The organism is Pseudoxanthomonas sp. LjRoot206 (assembly GCF_056175725.1).
In genome coordinates, this window is record NZ_JBGFFI010000001.1 from 878,615 (window position 1) to 896,825 (window position 18,211).

Sequence of the window (18,211 nt, forward strand, 5' to 3'; positions counted from 1 at the left end):
TCACCCATGTTGGAAGCCTACCGCCACCACGTAGCCGAGCGCGCCGCGCTGGGCATCCCGCCGCTGCCGCTGTCGGCCCAGCAGACGGCTGAGGTCATCGAGCTGCTGAAGAACCCGCCGGCCGGTGAAGAGGATTTCCTGGTCGATCTGATCACCAACCGCGTGCCGGCCGGCGTCGACGATGCCGCCAAGGTCAAGGCGTCCTACTTGGCCGCCGTCGCCTTCGGCACCGAGAAGACCCCCCTGGTCACCGCGCAGCGCGCCACCGAACTGCTGGGCACGATGCTGGGCGGCTACAACATCCATCCGCTGATCGAACTGCTGGACAACGCCGACCTCGGTGCGACCGCCGCCGAAGGCCTGAAGCACACGTTGCTCATGTTCGACAGCTTCCACGACGTGCAGGAAAAGGCCGAGCAGGGCAACGCGCATGCACAGGGCGTGCTGCAGAGCTGGGCCGACGCGGAATGGTTCACCAGCAAGCCGGAAGTGCCGCAGAGCCTGACCATCACCGTGTTCAAGGTGCCGGGCGAGACCAACACCGACGACCTGTCGCCGGCGCCCGACGCCACCACGCGTCCCGATATCCCCATGCACGCGCTGGCGATGCTGAAGAACAAGCGTCCCGACGCGCCGTTCGTGCCGGAAGAAGACGGCAAGCGCGGCCCGATCCAGGAAATCCTGTCGCTGAAGGACAAGGGCCACCTGGTCGCCTACGTCGGCGACGTGGTCGGTACCGGCTCCTCGCGCAAGTCGGCGACCAACAGCGTGCTGTGGTTCACCGGCGAGGACATCCCGTTCATCCCGAACAAGCGCTTCGGCGGCGTCTGCCTGGGCAGCAAGATCGCCCCGATCTTCTACAACACGATGGAAGACGCCGGCGCGCTGCCGATCGAACTCGACGTGTCGCAGATGAACCACGGCGACGTGGTCGAGCTGCGCCCGTACGACGGCAAGGCACTGAAGGACGGGCAGGTGATCGCCGAGTTCCAGGTGAAGTCGGACGTGCTGTTCGACGAAGTGCGCGCCGGTGGCCGCATTCCGCTGATCATCGGCCGCGGCCTGACCGCGAAGGCGCGCGAAGCGCTGAAACTGCCTGCGACGGACCTGTTCCGCCAGCCGCAGCAGCCAGTCGACAGCGGCAAGGGCTTCTCGCTGGCGCAGAAGATGGTCGGCCGTGCGTGCGGCCTGCCGGAAGGCCAGGGCGTGCGTCCGGGCGCGTACTGCGAACCGAAGATGACCTCGGTGGGCTCGCAGGACACCACCGGCCCGATGACCCGCGACGAGCTGAAGGACTTGGCCTGCCTGGGCTTCTCCGCCGACCTGGTCATGCAGTCGTTCTGCCACACCGCGGCCTATCCGAAGCCGGTCGACGTGAAGACGCACCACACGCTGCCGGAGTTCATCTCCACCCGCGGCGGTATCTCGCTGCGTCCCGGCGACGGCGTGATCCACAGCTGGCTCAACCGCATGCTGATGCCCGACACCGTCGGTACCGGCGGCGACTCGCATACGCGCTTCCCGGTGGGCATCTCGTTCCCAGCGGGCTCGGGCCTGGTCGCGTTCGCCGCGGCCACCGGCGTGATGCCGCTGGACATGCCGGAGTCGGTGCTGGTGCGCTTCAAGGGTGAACTGCAGCCGGGCGTGACGCTGCGCGACCTGGTCAACGCGATCCCGTACTACGCGCTCAAGTCCGGTCTGCTGACCGTGGCCAAGGCGGGCAAGAAGAACATCTTCTCCGGCCGCATCCTCGAGATCGAAGGCCTGCCGGACCTGAAGGTGGAGCAGGCGTTCGAGCTGTCCGACGCCTCGGCCGAGCGCTCCGCCGCCGGCTGCACCGTGCGCCTGAACAAGGAACCGATCATCGAGTACCTCACCAGCAACATCACGCTGCTGAAGTGGATGATCGCCGAAGGCTACGCCGACGCCCGTTCGCTGGCCCGCCGCATCAAGAAGATGGAAGCGTGGCTGGCTGACCCGCAGCTGCTGGAGCCGGATGCCGATGCCGAGTACGCCGCGATCATCGACATCGACCTGGCCGACGTGCACGAGCCGCTGCTGGCCTGCCCGAACGACCCGGACGACGTGAAGACGCTGTCCGACGTCGCCGGTACGGTGATCGACGAAGTGTTCATCGGTTCGTGCATGACCAACATCGGCCACTTCCGTGCCGCCGCCAAGCTGCTGGAAGGCAAGCGCGATATCCCGACCCGCCTGTGGGTCGCGCCGCCGACCAAGATGGATGCCTCGGAGCTGACCAAGGAAGGCGTCTACGGCACGTTCGGCACCGCCGGCGCGCGCATGGAAATGCCGGGCTGCTCGCTTTGCATGGGCAACCAGGCGCAGGTGCGCGAGGGCGCGACGGTGTTCTCCACCTCGACCCGCAACTTCCCGAACCGCCTGGGCCGCAACTCCAACGTGTTCCTGGGCTCGGCGGAGTTGGCCGCGATCTGCTCGCGCCTAGGCAAGATCCCGACCAAGGCCGAGTACATGGCCGACATCGGCGTGATCAACGAGAAGGGCGCCGAGATCTACCGCTACATGAACTTCGACCAGATCGAGGAGTACCAGGACGTGGCGAAGACCGTCGCGGCCTGATCAGGCAAGCAAAGAGAGGCCCGGCATTGCCGGGCCTTTTTCTTGCGCGTCCCCACGGGATCAGGGCAGCCAGTCGTCCACAGCGTCCAGCATCTGCCGGCGGCTGAAGACGAAGTCCCACATCGTGCCGCCCATCTGGCGCCACAGCACCGCCGAACGCACGGCGGCGAGCAGGATGGCGCGGATCTCCGCGACCACGCCTGGCTGGCCCAGGTAGTGCGGATTGCCCTGGACCATCACGCGCGGACGCAGGTGGCTGATGGTGTCGGCGTACAGGCCGCCCAGGGCGGACAGGACATCGGGATGCGTGCTGCCTTGTTGCTCGGCGCGGGGGGCGATGTCGCCCAGGCCACGCGTGACCGCATGCACCGTGTCTTCTTCGCGCACGAACCGGCGCTCCAGCTGCAGGACAGCCATCGCCAGGCGGGAGACACCGTCGTCCTGGCCCTCCTTGGCGAGGTGGCTGCGCAGCACGCGCAGGCCCGGGGTGATATCGCTCACGCGGCCGTAGACGGCCAACGGCGTCGCCGCATCGATGCGGAACACGCTGTCCAGTGCGGCCTGCACGGCAGCGCCTTCGGACTGGCCGGTTTCGGCGATGCGGCGGACCTGGTGGAGGGCCTGTGCCAGCCCGGCGAGGGCCAGTACGCGGTCGGAATATCGATTGCTCAAGCTGCTTGCTCCGCAAGTTTCATTTCGAGGGGGCGTCCGTTCGTGCGATGACAGCGCCTCCCAGGCATTCGTCGCCAGCGTAGAGGACCAGCGACTGTCCCGGCGTGACGGCGCGCTGCGGCTGCAGGAACCGCACGCTCACGCTGTCGTCGCCCAGCACCTCCACTTCGCAGTCCTCGTCGGGCTGGCGGTAGCGTGTCTGCGCGGTGCAGGTGAAGCGTGTCGCCGGCGGGCTTCCTGCGATCCAGTGCGCGGCCTCGGTCCACAGCCGTGTCGACATCAGATAAGGGCTCTGCGTGTCCTGGTCGACGTAGAGCACGTTGCTCGCCACGTCCTTGCCCACGACATACCAAGGTGCCTGCGGACGGCCGCGCACGCCGCCGATCTGCAGGCCTTCGCGCTGGCCCAAGGTGAAATAGAACACGCCGGGATGCTCGCCGATCACCTGGCCGGACGGGTCGCGCATCTCGCCTGCGCGAGCGGGCAGGTAGCGCCCGAGGAACTCGCGGAAGTCGCGTTCACCGATGAAGCAGATGCCGGTGGAATCTTTCTTGTCGTGCGTCTGCAGCCCGGCCTCGCGCGCGATGCGGCGCAGTTCGGTCTTCTGCAGCTCGCCGATCGGGAACAGGGTGGCCGACAGCTGCGCCTGGCCCAACTGGTGCAGGAAATAGCTCTGGTCCTTGCTGCGGTCCACGCCGCGCAGCAGGCGCCAGCGGCCGCCATGCTGGTCCACGCGCGCGTAATGGCCGGTGGCGATCTTCTCGGCGCCCAGTTCACGGGCCGCGTCGAGGAAATGCTTGAACTTCACTTCGCGGTTGCATAGCACGTCGGGATTCGGCGTGCGCCCGGCCGCGTACTCGGCGAGGAAATGCTCGAACACGCCCTGCCAGTACTCACTGGAGAAGTCGCGGAAATGGAACGGAATGCCGAGGCGACCGCAGACCGCCACCGCGTCGCGCCGGTCGTCTTCGGCGCGGCAGTCGCCGCTGCCGTCGTCGGTCCAGTTCTGCATGAACAGACCGGCGACCGGTTCGTTCTGCTGGACCAGGTGCAGGGCGGCGACGGACGAATCCACGCCACCGGACACGCCGACGATGATGCGGGGGGCACTCACGCGATCTGCTGCAGCGTGGACAGGGGCGAACGGCGACCCGCGAGGTAATCCTGCACGACCTGCCAGACCAGCGGGCTGCGATGGCGGTCGGATTGCGCCTGCAGTTCGGCCGGGGTCAGCCACAGCGCCTGCACGATGCCGTCATCGAGCGGCCGCTTCGGCAGGTGGCGCACCGGGTCGGCAGCGAAGGCGAAGCGCAGGTAGTGGCGTCCGGTCTCGGCCTTCCACTGGTAGGCGCCGATGAAGGCGGTCGGCGCGACCTCCCAGCCGGTTTCCTCCAGCGTCTCGCGGCGGGCGGCTTCCAGCAGGCTTTCGTCGGGCTCCAGATGGCCGGCGGGCTGGTTGAACACCAGCCGTCCCTGCGCGCGCTCTTCCACCATCAACAGCCGGCCGTCGCGGACCACCACCGTGGCGACGGTGACGTCCGGCTGCCAGAAGCGTCCCTCGCGGTAGCTCACTTACAGCTCGTCCTTGTCGCCGGAGAGTTCGATCTCCTGGTTGTCGGCGGTTTCGGAGGCCACGTCCATGGCCGCTTCCAGTCCCGCGCCATCGACGCTGTCGGGCAGCTTGATGACGAAGTAGAGGACGTCGCCGGAAATCTCCCAGCTGCCGATCTTCTTGCTGCGGCTGTCGGCCAGCAGGGCCAGCGCCTTGGCGCCATCGATCCCGTCGGCGGCGACGCGGCCGGCCGGCGAGAAGACCTCGCGCACGCTCATGCCGTTCACTTCCTCGGTGCGGCCCGAGACGAAGACCAACTGGGTGCGGTTCTCCTGCTTGTAGGAGTAGGTGACCTTGTAGTCGCCGTCCGCATCCACCTCGAACTGGATGCCGCGCGCTTTCAGCCGGGCCTCCACCGAGGCATCCGCCGCCAACACCGGCGTCGCGAGCGTGGCGGTGCACAGCAGGAGGGCGGCGGGCAGGCGGGACAGCGTCGGCTTCATGGGCGGCTCGTCGGGTTGGGATGGCGCATTGTGGCCGGGGTCACGCATGGCGTCCATGCGGGCGATGGCGGCTGGCGCCTATAATTGGCGCATGTCCCGCAAGAACGAAAACGAACGCGACCATGGCCTGATGGTGGAAACCAGCCGGCCCGAGGTCGCTCCGCCGCCCCTGTACCAGGTCCTGCTGCTCAACGACGACTACACCCCGATGGACTTCGTGGTGACCGTACTGCAGCAGTTCTTCGTGATGGACCTGGAGAAGGCCACCCAGGTGATGCTGCACGTGCATACCCGCGGTCGCGGCGTCTGCGGCGTCTACACGCGCGAGGTGGCCGAGTCCAAGGTGGCCCAGGTCAACGAGTTTTCCCGTATGAACCAGCATCCCCTGTTGTGCACGATGGAGAAGTCCTGACGGGGGACCGGCGCGGGTACGCCGGGTCGGATACGGTGTGGGGGCACCGCCGCGATGCACAAGGCAACGATCCCTGAACACTGAAATCCGGTAGGGTGATGGAAAACCGCCCGCCAAGCCGCATATTGTCGGCATAGGCCCCGGAGGCAACCATGTTCAGCAAAGACCTCGAGCAGACCATTGGCCAGTGCTACAAGCGCGCCCGTGAAGCTCGGCACGAATTCATGACCGTCGAGCACCTGCTGCTCGCACTCCTCGAAAACCCCTCGGCGCAAGCCGTCCTGAAGGCGACCGGCGCGGACGCCAATCGCCTGCGCGCCGACCTGGAGCAGGCGATCGAGGCCTCGGTGTCGCGCCTGGCGGAAGACGACGGCCGCGACACCCAGCCGACGCTCGGCTTCCAGCGCGTGTTGCAGCGCGCCGTCTACCACGTGCAGTCCTCGGGCAAGAAGGAAGTTACCGGCGCCAACGTGCTGGTGGCGATCTTCGGCGAGAAGGATTCGCACGCGGTGTATTTCCTCAACCAGCAGGACGTCACCCGCCTCGACATCGTCAACTACCTGTCCCATGGCATCGCCAAGCAGGGCGAGGAGAACGAGGCCGGCGGGCAGCCCGAGGGCGAGGGCAAGGCCGAAGGCGGCGAAGGCGAAGGCAAGGGCGATGCCCTGACCGAATTCGCCAGCAACCTGAACGACATGGCGCGCCAGGGCCGCATCGATCCGCTGGTGGGCCGTGGCGACGAGATCGAGCGGACCATCCAGGTCCTGTGCCGCCGCCGCAAGAACAACCCGCTGTATGTCGGCGAGGCCGGCGTGGGCAAGACCGCGCTGGCGGAGGGTCTGGCCAAGCGCATCGTCGAAGGCGAGGTGCCGGACGTCCTGCTGGACGCCGTCATCTACTCGCTGGACCTCGGCGCCCTGGTCGCCGGCACCAAGTACCGTGGTGATTTCGAGAAGCGCCTGAAGGGCGTGCTGGCGGCGATCAGGAAGATCCCCGGCGCCATCCTGTTCGTCGACGAGATCCACACCATCATCGGCGCGGGCTCGGCCAGCGGCGGCACCATGGACGCGTCGAACCTGATCAAGCCGGCGCTGGCATCGGGCGAGCTGCGCTGCATCGGCTCGACCACGTTCCAGGAGTACCGCGGCATCTTCGAGAAGGACCGCGCGCTCGCTCGCCGCTTCCAGAAGATCGACATCGTCGAGCCGACGGTGGGCGAGACCTACGAGATCCTCCAGGGCCTGAAGCCCAAGTACGAGTCGCACCATGGCGTCACGTATGCCGACGACGCCCTGCAGGCGGCGGTGGACCTGTCGGTGAAGCACATCGGCGACCGCCTGCTGCCGGACAAGGCGATCGACGTGATCGATGAGGCCGGCGCCCGCCAGCGCCTGCTGCCCGAGGGCACGCGCAAGGAGCTGATCGACGTCGAAGAGATCGAGACCATCGTCGCCAAGATGGCGCGCATCCCGGCCAAGCAGGTGTCGTCGTCCGACAAGGACGTGCTGCAGCACCTGGAGCGCAACCTGAAGATGGTCATCTTCGGGCAGGACCCGGCCATCGAGACGCTGGCGTCGTCCATCAAGCTGGCGCGCAGCGGCTTGGCGAATCCGGAGAAGCCGATCGGCAATTTCCTGTTCGCCGGTCCCACCGGCGTCGGCAAGACCGAGGTGACCAAGCAACTGGCGCTGCAGCTCGGCATCGAACTGGTGCGCTTCGACATGTCCGAATACATGGAGCCGCATTCGGTCAGCCGCCTGATCGGCGCGCCCCCCGGCTACGTGGGCTTCGACCAGGGTGGCCTGCTGACCGAGAAGATCGTCAAGACGCCGCACTGCGTGCTGCTGCTGGACGAAGTGGAGAAGGCGCATCCGGACATCTTCAACATCCTGCTGCAGGTCATGGACCGTGGCGTGCTGACGGATACCAACGGGCGCGAGGCGAACTTCAAGAACGTCATCCTGGTGATGACGACGAATGCAGGCGCCGCGCAGGCGTCGCGCCGCACCATCGGCTTCACGCAGCAGGACCATTCGACGGACGCGATGGAAGTGATCCGCCGCAGCTTCACGCCGGAGTTCCGCAACCGGCTGGACGCCATCGTGCAGTTCCAGGGCCTGGGCTTCGACCACATCCTGCGGGTCGTGGACAAGTTCGTCATCGAGCTGGAGATGCTGCTGCAGGAGAAGCATGTCAGCCTGTCGGCCACGCCGACGGCGCGCGACTGGCTGGCGCAGCACGGCTTCGATCCGCTGATGGGTGCCCGCCCGATGGCCCGCCTGATCCAGGACAAGGTGAAGCGCCCGCTGGCCGACGAACTGCTGTTCGGCAAGCTGGTCAACGGTGGCCGCGTCAGCATCGACGTCCGCGATGGCGAACTGGTGGTCGATGCACAGGCCGAGCCGGAGCGCCTGCTGCCCGCGACCGTGTCCTGATTGCGAGAGCGTGTGAACGAAAAGGCGGCCAAAGGGCCGCCTTTTCTTTGTGCACGGTCAGCGCGCCGAGCGCTTCTTCCGCTTGGCGAATTCCTCCGCCGTCATCGTTTCCACCGACGCCACCCGGCAGGTGTCACGTGCGGTCTTCACGCGGGTGTCGGCGGCGCACAGGCGATTGGCCTGGCCGTCCGTGCTGATGTCGATGCGGGGCGTCAGCATGATCGAGTCGCAGCTGTGCTGGAAGGCGACGCGATAGTGGTCGCTGCCGTTGCGCAGGAAGAACTGCTGGCCACCCGCGGCCCGCACGATCTCCTGGTCACTGCCCAGGTCCACACAGTCGGTAATGGCTTCGCCGGCGAAGGCGGCACTCGGGGCGATGGCCAGCGCCAGCACGCACAGCAAGGGGGTAGGGCGACGGGAGTTCATGGCGGCTCTCTTCTAGGTCTGCGTCCGGGAATGGACGCTGCGCCATGCTGCCGGCGCCCCCGGCGGATGGAATCTGCCTGAAGTCCGCGTGACGACCGGCCCGGTGCCGTTGGTCACGTGCACGGGACGCCAAGAACGCGAAAAGCGGCCATCGGCCGCTTTTCGATCAATTACTTGCGCAGATTATTTCATGCGGTAGGTGATTCGACCCTTGGTGAGGTCGTAGGGGGTCATTTCGACCTTCACCTTGTCGCCGGTCAGGATGCGGATGTAGTTCTTGCGCATGCGGCCGGAGATGTGGGCGATGATTTCGTGCCCGTTCTCCAGCTTGACCCGGAACATGGTGTTGGGCAGCGTCTCTGCAACGGTGCCTTCGAATTCAATGGAATCGTCTTTCGACATGTAAACCTGTGTGTGCCGCAAGGGATGGCGGGTGCCATGAAGCCGGGCATTGTACGCCAGCTGCGTCCCCGGTGCAAAAATTCCGTTACGGGACCGTGGGTTGCGACAGGCAGGCGACCGGCATCGCACCGAACCGCTCCGTCCAAGCCTCTTCTTCCGATGGCGCATCCACCAGACCGGCGACCTGTTCGAGGAAGGCGGCGCGGGGCATCAGACGCCCTCCCAGCGAGTGGAGGTGGTCGTTCTCCACCTGCGCATCGATCAGCGGCCATCCCCATGCGTGCAGGCGCGCCGCCAAGGCTGCGAGGGCGATCTTCGAACCGCCGGAGCGGGCGCTGAACATGCTCTCGCCGAAGAACATCCGGCCGATCGCCATGCCGTAGATGCCGCCGACCAGGGCGTCGCCATCGAACACCTCGACCGAGTGGGCATGTCCCTGCCGGTGCAGGTCGATATAGGCCTGACGCATGCCGGAGGTGATCCAGGTGCCGTGCTGCCCCGGTCGTGGTGCTTGCGCGCACGCGGCGATCACCTGGTCGAAGCAGGTGTCCGCGCGGACCTGCCAGTCGCTTCGCCTGAGTTCCCGACGGAATCGCGAGGACAGGCGCACCTCGTTGGTGTGGAACACCATCCGCGGATCCGGCGACCACCAGAGCGGCGGTTGCCCGGAAGAGAACCACGGGAAGATGCCGTGTCGATACGCGTTGAGCAGGCGCGGCAGCGACAGGTCGCCGCCGATCGCCAGCAGGCCGTCGGGATCGCGCATGGCGCTGCCCGCGGGAGGGAACGGTGCATGGGGGTCGGAGGGCAGGACGAACGGCCGCTGGCGCATGCCGGGATTGTAAGCGGGCAATCCCGGCGCGGATCGCCGGCGTCAGTCGCGACGCTTGAAGGGCGTATGCGTCTGCAGGGTCTGGGCGTAGCGTCGCACCGCCAGCGCTTCTTCCTCGCACCAGCGGGCGAGTGCGGCCGCGAAATCAGGCTGGGCGATCCAGTGTCGTGAATGCACGAAGGTCGGCAGGAAGCCGCGGGCGATCTTGTGTTCGCCTTGCGCGCCCGGCTCGAACACCGTCAGGCCTTCGCGCAGGCAGTAGTTGATGCCCTGGTAGTAGCAGGTCTCGAAATGGAGTCCGGGAATGCTGGACGTGGCGCCCCAGTAACGGCCGTACAGCGTGCCTGTTCCCCGGAGGCACAGGGCGCCGGCGACCGGGCGCCCATCATGCTCGGCCAGGAACATCACCAGGTTGCGCGGCAGGGCGTGTGCGAGATGCTGCAGGAAGGCCAGCGTCAGTGCCGGCGAGTTGCCGTACTCGTGGAACGTCTGCAGGTAGAAGCCGAACATCGCGCGCAGGTCGGCCTCGCTGGCCTCGTCGCCGTGCACCACGCGGAACGTTACCCCGGCGCGCTGGACCTTCGCCCGCTCCTGGCGGATGTTCTTGCGGTGCTTGTGGTCGAAGTCGGCCAGGAAGCTCTCGAAGTCGCGCCAATGCCCCGGGTTGCGCCAGTGGTACTGCACATCGATGCGTGGCAGCCACAGGTCGGGAAACGCGGCATCCTCGTGCTGGGTGGGGAAGTTGACGTGCGCGGAGGAGAGGTCGAGTCGCTCGGCTTCGTTGCGTATCGCATCGAGCAGGGCGGTGCGGCCGTCGGCGTCACGGGCGAGCAGCCGTGGTCCGGTAACGGGCGAGTACGGTACCGCCCCCAACCACTTCGGGTAGTAGTCCAGCCCGTGCTGCGCGTAGGCGTGTGCCCATGCGTGGTCGAACACGAATTCGCCGTGCGAGTTGTCTTTCAGGTAGCCGGGTGCGGCGGCCACCGGGCGGCCATCCCTCCAGAGCGTGGCATGGTGTGGCGTCCATCCCCATTCTGCGCGCAGGCAGCCGTGCGCTTCCAGGCCATGCAGGAATGCGTGGGAGACGAAGGGATTACTTCCGTCATGCAGCGCATCCCAGGCGGATGCAGGCATGTCGGCAAGCGAAGGCAGGAAGCGGACGTCGACCATCGGCAGCGATGCTACGGACGCAGCTCCAGTACGTCGATGGTGGGCGGGTTGAACAGACGCATCGGCAAGCCGATTTCGCCCGTGCCGACCGTGGTGTAGACGCGCACGCGTCCGCGTGGCGTCGCCAGAAACTGTTCGCCGCGGTCGAAGCCGTACCGGCTGGGGATCGCATGCCGGTACAGCCAGGGAATACGGATCTGGCCGCCGTGCGTATGTCCCGCGAGTACCAGGGTCGCGACCGCCGGGTCGAGATCGATCGCACTGTCGGGATTGTGGGCGAGCACGAGCGTCGGGAGCGGTGAAGGCGTGGTCGAGAGAAAGCCCGCGTCATCCTTGTTGGCCCAGCGATCCCCCAGCCCTGCCAGACGGAAGCCTCCCAGCGTTACCGAACTGCCTTCGATCACCTCGACCTTGTGCGTCGCCAGCGCTGCCCTGAGTTCCGCATCGATATCCGGACCCGGTGCCTGCTGGTCATGGTTGCCCAGTACCGCATAGGCCGGGACATGAAGGCTGGCCAGCGGCGCGAACATGTGCTCCAGCGACTGGTCGTCGGGTTCATAGGTCAGGTCGCCCGCGATCACCACGGCGTCGGCGTGGAGCGTGTTGATACGTTCCACGAGGCGCTGCAGGTAGGCAGTGTCCTTGTAGACCCCCAGGTGGATGTCGCTGATCAGGACCAGTCGCGCCCGTGCGCCCGTGCCGGCAAGCACGGTCTCCTGCACGTGGATGCGCTGCGGCTCGACGAAGCGCGCCCACGCGAACACCAGACAGCCTGCCAGCAGCAGGACGATCAGCCCACGGCCACGACGCTCGCGCAGTCGCCAGGCCAGCCAGGCGATGAACGGCCAGATCAGCCAGCTCCCGTAGAACAGGCATTGCTTGATCAGCAGCGTGTCCATCCGTGGGAGGCGCCTGCGTCCGGATCAGCCGTCCTTGTCGAGGAAGCGTTCGGCATCCAGTGCCGCCATGCAGCCGAAACCCGCTGAGGTGATGGCCTGGCGATAGTGCTGGTCGGTCACGTCGCCGGCCGCGAATACGCCGGGAATCGTGGTGGCGGTGGCGTTGCCCTCGATGCCGGAGCGGATCTTCAGGTAGCCGTTGCTCATGTCCAACTGGCCTTCGAACAGGCCGGTATTCGGGGTGTGGCCGATGGCGACGAAGAAGCCGTGCACGTCGATGTCGCGCGTGCTGCCGTCCTGCACCGACTTCACCCGGATGCCGGTCACACCGGCGTCGTTGCCCAGCACCTCGTCGACGGTGTGGTGCCAAACCGGCTCGATCTTGCCGGCCTGGATCTTGGCGAACAGTTTGTCCTGCATGATCTTCTCGGCGCGCAGGGTGTCGCGGCGGTGCACCAGGTAGACCTTGCGGGCGATGTTGGACAGGTACAGCGCCTCTTCGACCGCCGTGTTGCCGCCGCCGATCACCGCTACATCCTGGTCGCGGTAGAAGAAGCCGTCGCAGGTCGCACAGGCGGACACGCCGCGGCCCTTGAACTTTTCTTCGGATTCCAGGCCCAGGTACTTGGCGGTGGCTCCGGTGGCGATGATCAGCGCGTCGGCGGTGTACTCGCCGCTGTCGCCGATCAGCTTGAACGGGCGCGAGGACAGGTCTGCCGTGTGGACGTGGTCGAAGATCACTTCAGTCTCGAAGCGTTCTGCGTGCGCCTGCATGCGCGCCATCAGGTCCGGGCCCATGAGGCCGTGGGCATCGCCGGGCCAGTTGTCCACTTCGGTGGTGGTCATCAGCTGACCCCCTTGCTGCAGGCCGGTGACCACGACGGGCTTGAGGTTGGCGCGGGCGGCGTAGACGGCCGCGGTCCAGCCGGCGGGTCCGGAGCCCAGGATCAACAGGCGGCAGTGCTTCGAAGTGCTCATGTATACTCGCGAAAAGGTGGTGATCGGGCAGGCAACGACGCGATGGCGCGTCGTCCGCAGGCACATAGAGTGGCGTTGCGTATCCGGCGAATCAAGGCACGCAGATGGAAAGCGGTGATGCAGGCCGTATCCCTGACCGATCGAACGAAGACGCTGCGCGACCGCGCGGCGTTTTTGCTTTCCGCCCCTTGGCCATGATCGGCGGCGGTGCGGAAGGCCTGCTGTTGCGGGGCGCACGATTCGTTTACTATCAATCACTAACAGAAATTTCCTAAGGTCTGGTCCAAAGGTGGCGAAGCAGCTCCCGGACAACGGCAAATCCAAAGGCGGCAACGCAGCGGCGCGCAAGCAGGCCTCGCCGCCGAATCCGCGTCGCCAGCGCCTCTGGCGCGATCTCGCGCTGATCGCCATCGCGCCCTTGCTGCTTTACCTGCTGGCCAGCCTCTTTACGTTTTCGCCGCAGGACCAGAGCTGGTCGCAATCCGGCAGCCTCACCGCGCCGGTGCACAACATGGGCGGGCTGGCAGGTGCGTGGCTGGCGGACATGCTGTTGTGGCTGTTCGGTTATGTCGCCTTCGTGTTGCCGCTGATCCTGGGGGCGATCGCGTGGATCGCCCTGTTCGGCATGGATACCGATGGCGACGGCCACGCTGACCTCGGGCCTGCGCTGCGGCTGATCGGCATGGTCGCCTTCGTGATCTCCACGGCGGGACTGCTGCACCTGCGCGGGATTCCTGCGGATCATTTTTCGGCCGGACCGGGCGGCATCCTCGGCACACTGGTCGGCAAGTCGCTGCTGAAGCTGTTCGGCAGCCTCGGCGGCAACCTGTTCCTGCTCGTGCTGTTCCTGACCTCAGTGACGCTGGCGACGGGACTATCGTGGTTCGCCGTGATGGAACGCATCGGCAAGTATGTGCTGATGCTGCCCGACCTGTTCCGCCGCGGCAGCCAGCAGGCCAACGAATGGCAACAGACCCGGGCGATGCGCGAGGAGCGCGAGGTCGTCCGCAAGACCGATGCCGTGGCACGTGCCAAACGCGAACCGGTGAAGATCGAACCGCCGGCTCCGGCCGTGGTCGAGAAGAGCGAGCGCGCCAAGCGCGAACAGCAGATCCCGTTGTTCCACGGCACCGGTGGCGACGAGTCGGGCCTGCCGCCGCTGTCGCTGCTGGACGATCCGAAGCCGCAGACCAAGGGCTATTCGGAAGAGACGCTGGAAACGCTGTCGCGGCAGATCGAGTTCAAGCTCAAGGACTTCCGCATCGACGTGCAGGTGGTGGGCGCCTATCCGGGCCCGGTGATCACCCGCTTCGAGATGGAACCGGCACCCGGCGTGAAGGTCAGCCAGATCAGCTCGCTGGACAAGGACATCGCCCGCGGCCTGTCGGTGAAGTCGGTGCGCGTGGTCGACGTGATCCCGGGCAAGTCGGTGATCGGCCTGGAAATTCCGAACACCAGCCGCGAGATGATCTTCCTGTCCGAGCTGTTGCGTTCGAAGGAATACGACAAGTCCGGCAGCGTGCTGACGCTGGCGCTGGGCAAGGACATCGCCGGTCGCCCCACCGTGGCCGACCTGGCGCGCATGCCGCACCTGCTGGTCGCCGGTACCACCGGCTCCGGCAAGTCGGTGGCGGTCAACGCGATGGTGCTGAGCCTGCTGTACAAGGCCTCGCCGAAAGACCTGCGCATGCTGATGATCGACCCGAAGATGCTGGAGCTGAGCGTCTACCAGGGCATCCCGCACTTGCTGGCGCCGGTGGTCACCGACATGAAGGAGGCCGCCAACGGCCTGCGCTGGTGCGTGGCGGAAATGGAGCGCCGCTACAAGCTGATGAGCGCGGTGGGTGTGCGCAACCTGGCCGGCTTCAACAAGAAGGTCAAGGATGCGATGGACGCGGGCCAGCCGTTGATGGATCCGCTGTTCAAGCCGAACCCCGACCTGGCCGAAGCGCCGCGCCCGCTGGAGCCGATGCCGTTCATCGTCATCTTCATTGACGAATTCGCCGACATGATGATGATCGTCGGCAAGAAGGTCGAAGAACTGATCGCCCGCCTGGCGCAGAAGGCGCGTGCGGCCGGCATCCATCTGATCCTGGCCACCCAGCGTCCGTCGGTGGACGTCATCACCGGCCTGATCAAGGCGAACATCCCGACCCGCATCGCGTTCCAGGTCAGCTCGAAGATCGACTCGCGCACCATCCTCGACCAGTCCGGCGCGGAGACGCTGCTCGGTCACGGCGACATGCTGTACCTGCCGCCAGGCACCGCGATGCCCGAGCGCATCCACGGCGCCTTCGTCAGCGACGAGGAAGTGCACCGCGTGGTCGAGCACCTCAAGGCCAGCGGCACCGCCGACTACATCGAGGGCGTGCTGGAAGAAGTGCAGACCATGGGCGACGGCATCGTCGTCGGGCCGACCGGCCTGCCGGAATCCGGTGGTGGCGGTGGCGACGAGTCCGATCCGCTCTACGACGAGGCGGTGAAGATCGTCACCGAGAGCCGTCGGGCCTCGATTTCCGGCGTGCAGCGACGCCTGAAGATCGGCTACAACCGTGCGGCGCGCCTGATCGAGGCCATGGAAGCCGCCGGCGTGGTGACGCCGCCCGAACACAATGGCGACCGCCAGGTCCTGGCCCCGCCGCCGCCGCGTTGACTGAACGGGCAGGTGGCTGCGTCGCGCGGTCTGCAGCCTGTTCAGTTTCGCCCCGGCACACTCCGCCCAACGTCCTTCATCCCGGAACGCATCATGCTCCGCACCGCACGCTATGCCGTCCTCGCCACCGCCTTGCTGGCCACCAGCGCCTTCGCCGGCGCGCGCGATGAACTGAAGACCTTCACCACCGGCCTGAAGGGCCTGGATGGCCAGTTCGTCCAGAAGGTCTATGACGGTGGCGGCAAGCTCAAGGAAACCTCCAACGGTCGCGTCGCGCTGTCCGCGCCGCGCCTGTTCCGTTGGGAATACAACAAGCCGTACGAGCAGCTGATCGTGGCCGACGGCAAGAAGGTGTGGGTCTACGACCCGGACCTGCAGCAGGCCACCGTGCGGGAGCAGGGCATCGAGGAAGAGAACAGCCCGCTCGCCGCGCTGATCGACCCCGGCAAGCTCGACCAGCAGTTCAAGGTGGCCGAAGCAGCGGGGCAGGGCGGCGTGCAGTGGCTGACGCTGACGCCCAGGCAGGAAGGCGATGCCAGTTTCCAGACCGCGCGCCTCGCCTTCTCGGGCGGCACGCTGGTGAAAATGGAGGTGAAGGACGCCGTCGGCCAGCGCACCGAGATCGACTTCAGTGGCTGGAAGCGCAATCCGGCGTTCGCCGCGGGCACGTTCAAGTACGCGCCGGCCAAGGGCGTGGATGTGGTCGGCGGCCCGTAACCGGCAGCCGCGGCCGGGACGCTAGAATGGGCACGTGCCCAGAGCGTCCCGTCCTTCTCCTGATTCGCCCGACCTGTTGAGCGTCGACACCACCGCGCTGCGGCCGCTGGCCGAGCGCATGCGTCCGCGCACGCTCGACGAGATGGTGGGCCAGCGCCGCTTGCTGGCGCCGGGCAGTGCGCTGCGACGTGCGGTCGAATCCGGCCATGTGCACTCGATGATCCTGTGGGGCCCGCCGGGCTGCGGCAAGACCACGCTGTCGCTGCTGCTGGCGCGCTATGCCGATGCCGAGTTCAAGGCGATCTCGGCGGTGCTGTCGGGTCTGCCCGAGGTGCGGCAGGTGCTGGCCGAAGCCGCGCAGCGTTTCGCCAGCGGGCGCCGCACCGTGCTGTTCGTCGACGAGGTGCATCGCTTCAACAAGGGGCAGCAGGATGCGTTCCTGCCGCACATCGAGCGCGGCACCATCATCTTCGTCGGCGCGACCACCGAAAATCCCTCGTTCGAACTGAACTCCGCGCTGCTGTCGCGCTGCCGCGTACACGTGATGGAAGCCGTGTCGCCCGACGATATCCGCCAGGCACTGCGGTCGGCGCTGGACGATACGGAACGGGGACTCGGTGGGCTGGCGGTACAGGTGGACGACGATGCGCTGCTCGAGATCGCCACCGCGGCCGACGGCGACGTGCGACGCGGACTGACACTGCTCGAAATCGCGGCCGAACTGGCGGCCGACGAAGGCGGGCGCATCACGCCACAGACGCTGGCGCAGGTGCTGGCCGACCGCACGCGCCGCTTCGACAAGGGCGGCGAGCAGTTCTACGACCAGATCTCGGCCCTGCACAAGTCCGTGCGCAGTTCCAATCCCGACGGCGCGGTCTATTGGCTGGCGCGGATGCTCGACGGCGGGTGCGATCCGGCCTACCTCGCGCGACGGATGACGCGGATGGCCGTGGAAGACATCGGCCTGGCCGATCCGCGTGCGCTGCAGATGGCGATCGATGCGTGGGATACCTACGAACGGCTCGGCAGCCCTGAAGGCGATCTCGCGCTGGCGCAACTGGTGATCTACCTGGCCAGCACCGCGAAGTCGAACGCCGGCTACATGGCCTTCAACGCCGCCAAGGCCGATGTACGCGAGTACGGCACGCAGGACGTGCCGATGCACCTGCGCAATGCGCCGACCAAGCTGATGAAGTCGCTGGGGTACGGCACCGGCTACCAGTACGACCACGACGCGGTGGGCGGCATTGCGCTGGACCAGACCGCGTTCCCCGATGCCATGGGCGAGCGCGTGTACTACGCGCCGGTCGAGCGTGGGCTGGAAATCAAGCTGAAAGAAAAACTCGATCGCCTGCGTGAGGCCCGCCGACAGGCCCGCCAGCAGGCCGGTCGCGACGACTGAGCCTTTCTGACAGGACACGACGCATGCCGGTGCAGGCCTGGATGTGGTGGCAGCAACTGATGCTGGTGATGGCGGGAGGTGCGCTGGGCGCGGCGGCGCGATTCTGGCTGGGCGGTGTTCTGTTGCGCCAGCTCGGCAGCGGATTCCCATGGGGCACGTTCGCGGTGAACATGATCGGTTCGTTCGCGGTCGGCTTCCTGGCGATCTGGCTGGAAGGGCGCCCGTCCGCGCTGTACTGGCGTGCGTTTCTCATCGTCGGCGTGCTGGGCGCGCTGACCACGTACTCGGCACTGATGGTCGAGTGCCTGATGTTCGCGCGGACCGAGAGGCAAGGGGTCGCCTTCGGCTATCTCGCGGTGACGCTCGCAGTGGGCCTGTTGCTGGTCTGGCTGGGCGCGCGCGTGGCGGGTGTCGTCCGGCCGACGGCCTGGTAATCGTGCGCCGCGCAACGCCGGCCGTATGCCGGACCGGTCACGCCGTGTCTTCGTATGACGGTTCCGATTGACGTGCGGACAAACGGTCATGGCGCTAATGAATTTTTAACCTGTGCGCCGGAAAGT

At 66.7% G+C, this 18,211-nt stretch carries 17 protein-coding genes; 7 read left to right on the forward strand and 10 right to left on the reverse strand.

Annotated features, from left to right (window positions below; genetic code table 11):
• Positions 1–6 precede the first annotated feature (6 nt).
• Complete coding sequence (acnB, locus tag AC04MD_RS04345; protein WP_475496083.1) at positions 7–2,598, forward strand: bifunctional aconitate hydratase 2/2-methylisocitrate dehydratase; 2,592 nt, start codon at positions 7–9, stop codon at positions 2,596–2,598.
• A gap of 60 nt (positions 2,599–2,658) precedes the next feature.
• Here the strand turns inward: acnB and hflD are convergent, their stop codons facing one another.
• Genes hflD through AC04MD_RS04365 form a run of 4 tightly spaced genes read right to left on the reverse strand, consistent with a single transcriptional unit; the run spans position 2,659 to position 5,325 of the window.
• Complete coding sequence (gene hflD / locus AC04MD_RS04350) at positions 2,659–3,270, reverse strand: high frequency lysogenization protein HflD (RefSeq protein WP_475496084.1); 612 nt, start codon at positions 3,268–3,270, stop codon at positions 2,659–2,661.
• Between the two features lie 19 nt (positions 3,271–3,289).
• Positions 3,290–4,384, reverse strand: coding sequence for a tRNA 2-thiouridine(34) synthase MnmA (gene mnmA / locus AC04MD_RS04355; RefSeq protein ID WP_475496085.1), 1,095 nt, complete (start codon positions 4,382–4,384; stop codon positions 3,290–3,292).
• Complete coding sequence (locus tag AC04MD_RS04360) at positions 4,381–4,842, reverse strand: NUDIX hydrolase (protein ID WP_475496086.1); 462 nt, start codon at positions 4,840–4,842, stop codon at positions 4,381–4,383. Before AC04MD_RS04360 ends, mnmA begins: the two co-directional genes overlap by 4 nt.
• Positions 4,843–5,325 (reverse strand): hypothetical protein, encoded by a 483-nt coding sequence (locus tag AC04MD_RS04365; protein ID WP_475496087.1) that lies wholly within the window; start codon positions 5,323–5,325, stop codon positions 4,843–4,845.
• 91 nt (positions 5,326–5,416) lie between these two features.
• Here AC04MD_RS04365 and clpS point away from each other — a divergent pair, with 91 nt between their 5' ends.
• Together clpS and clpA are read left to right on the forward strand one after the other, a co-directional pair.
• On the forward strand, positions 5,417–5,737 hold the full coding sequence (gene clpS, locus AC04MD_RS04370) for an ATP-dependent Clp protease adapter ClpS (RefSeq protein ID WP_192201152.1): 321 nt from the start codon (positions 5,417–5,419) through the stop codon (positions 5,735–5,737).
• A 152-nt stretch (positions 5,738–5,889) separates the two neighbouring features.
• Positions 5,890–8,172, forward strand: coding sequence for an ATP-dependent Clp protease ATP-binding subunit ClpA (gene clpA / locus AC04MD_RS04375; protein ID WP_475496088.1), 2,283 nt, complete (start codon positions 5,890–5,892; stop codon positions 8,170–8,172).
• A 57-nt stretch (positions 8,173–8,229) separates the two neighbouring features.
• On the opposite strand, the gene AC04MD_RS04380 is transcribed toward clpA, so the two are convergent.
• The 6 genes from AC04MD_RS04380 to trxB all read right to left on the reverse strand — a co-directional run bounded on the left by AC04MD_RS04380 (position 8,230) and on the right by trxB (position 12,879).
• Positions 8,230–8,598 (reverse strand): hypothetical protein, encoded by a 369-nt coding sequence (locus tag AC04MD_RS04380; RefSeq protein ID WP_475496089.1) that lies wholly within the window; start codon positions 8,596–8,598, stop codon positions 8,230–8,232.
• A 183-nt stretch (positions 8,599–8,781) separates the two neighbouring features.
• Complete coding sequence (gene infA, locus AC04MD_RS04385) at positions 8,782–9,000, reverse strand: translation initiation factor IF-1 (RefSeq protein ID WP_055943174.1); 219 nt, start codon at positions 8,998–9,000, stop codon at positions 8,782–8,784.
• 85 nt (positions 9,001–9,085) lie between these two features.
• Positions 9,086–9,832 carry a leucyl/phenylalanyl-tRNA--protein transferase gene (aat, locus tag AC04MD_RS04390; protein WP_475496090.1) on the reverse strand — a complete coding sequence of 249 codons (747 nt, stop codon included), beginning with the start codon at positions 9,830–9,832 and terminating at the stop codon, positions 9,086–9,088.
• Positions 9,833–9,874: 42 nt separating this feature from the next.
• Positions 9,875–11,002 (reverse strand): GNAT family N-acetyltransferase, encoded by a 1,128-nt coding sequence (locus tag AC04MD_RS04395; protein ID WP_475496091.1) that lies wholly within the window; start codon positions 11,000–11,002, stop codon positions 9,875–9,877.
• A gap of 11 nt (positions 11,003–11,013) precedes the next feature.
• Positions 11,014–11,901, reverse strand: coding sequence for a metallophosphoesterase (locus tag AC04MD_RS04400; RefSeq protein WP_475496092.1), 888 nt, complete (start codon positions 11,899–11,901; stop codon positions 11,014–11,016).
• A gap of 24 nt (positions 11,902–11,925) precedes the next feature.
• A complete protein-coding gene (gene trxB / locus AC04MD_RS04405) occupies positions 11,926–12,879 on the reverse strand; it encodes a thioredoxin-disulfide reductase (RefSeq protein ID WP_475496093.1) in 954 nt (317 codons plus the stop codon).
• A 289-nt stretch (positions 12,880–13,168) separates the two neighbouring features.
• Here trxB and AC04MD_RS04410 point away from each other — a divergent pair, with 289 nt between their 5' ends.
• From AC04MD_RS04410 to crcB, 4 genes are all read left to right on the forward strand, one after another.
• Positions 13,169–15,532, forward strand: a complete 2,364-nt coding sequence (locus AC04MD_RS04410) for a DNA translocase FtsK (RefSeq protein ID WP_475496094.1) — start codon at positions 13,169–13,171, stop codon at positions 15,530–15,532.
• Between the two features lie 93 nt (positions 15,533–15,625).
• A complete protein-coding gene (gene lolA, locus AC04MD_RS04415; RefSeq protein ID WP_475496095.1) occupies positions 15,626–16,249 on the forward strand; it encodes an outer membrane lipoprotein periplasmic chaperone LolA in 624 nt (207 codons plus the stop codon).
• A 34-nt stretch (positions 16,250–16,283) separates the two neighbouring features.
• Positions 16,284–17,651: a replication-associated recombination protein A gene (locus AC04MD_RS04420; protein ID WP_475496096.1), complete on the forward strand. Its 1,368-nt coding sequence runs from the start codon at positions 16,284–16,286 to the stop codon at positions 17,649–17,651.
• Positions 17,652–17,680: 29 nt separating this feature from the next.
• Entirely contained in the window at positions 17,681–18,085 is a 405-nt protein-coding gene (gene crcB, locus AC04MD_RS04425) for a fluoride efflux transporter CrcB (protein ID WP_475496168.1), read from the forward strand.
• Positions 18,086–18,211: the final 126 nt, after the last annotated feature.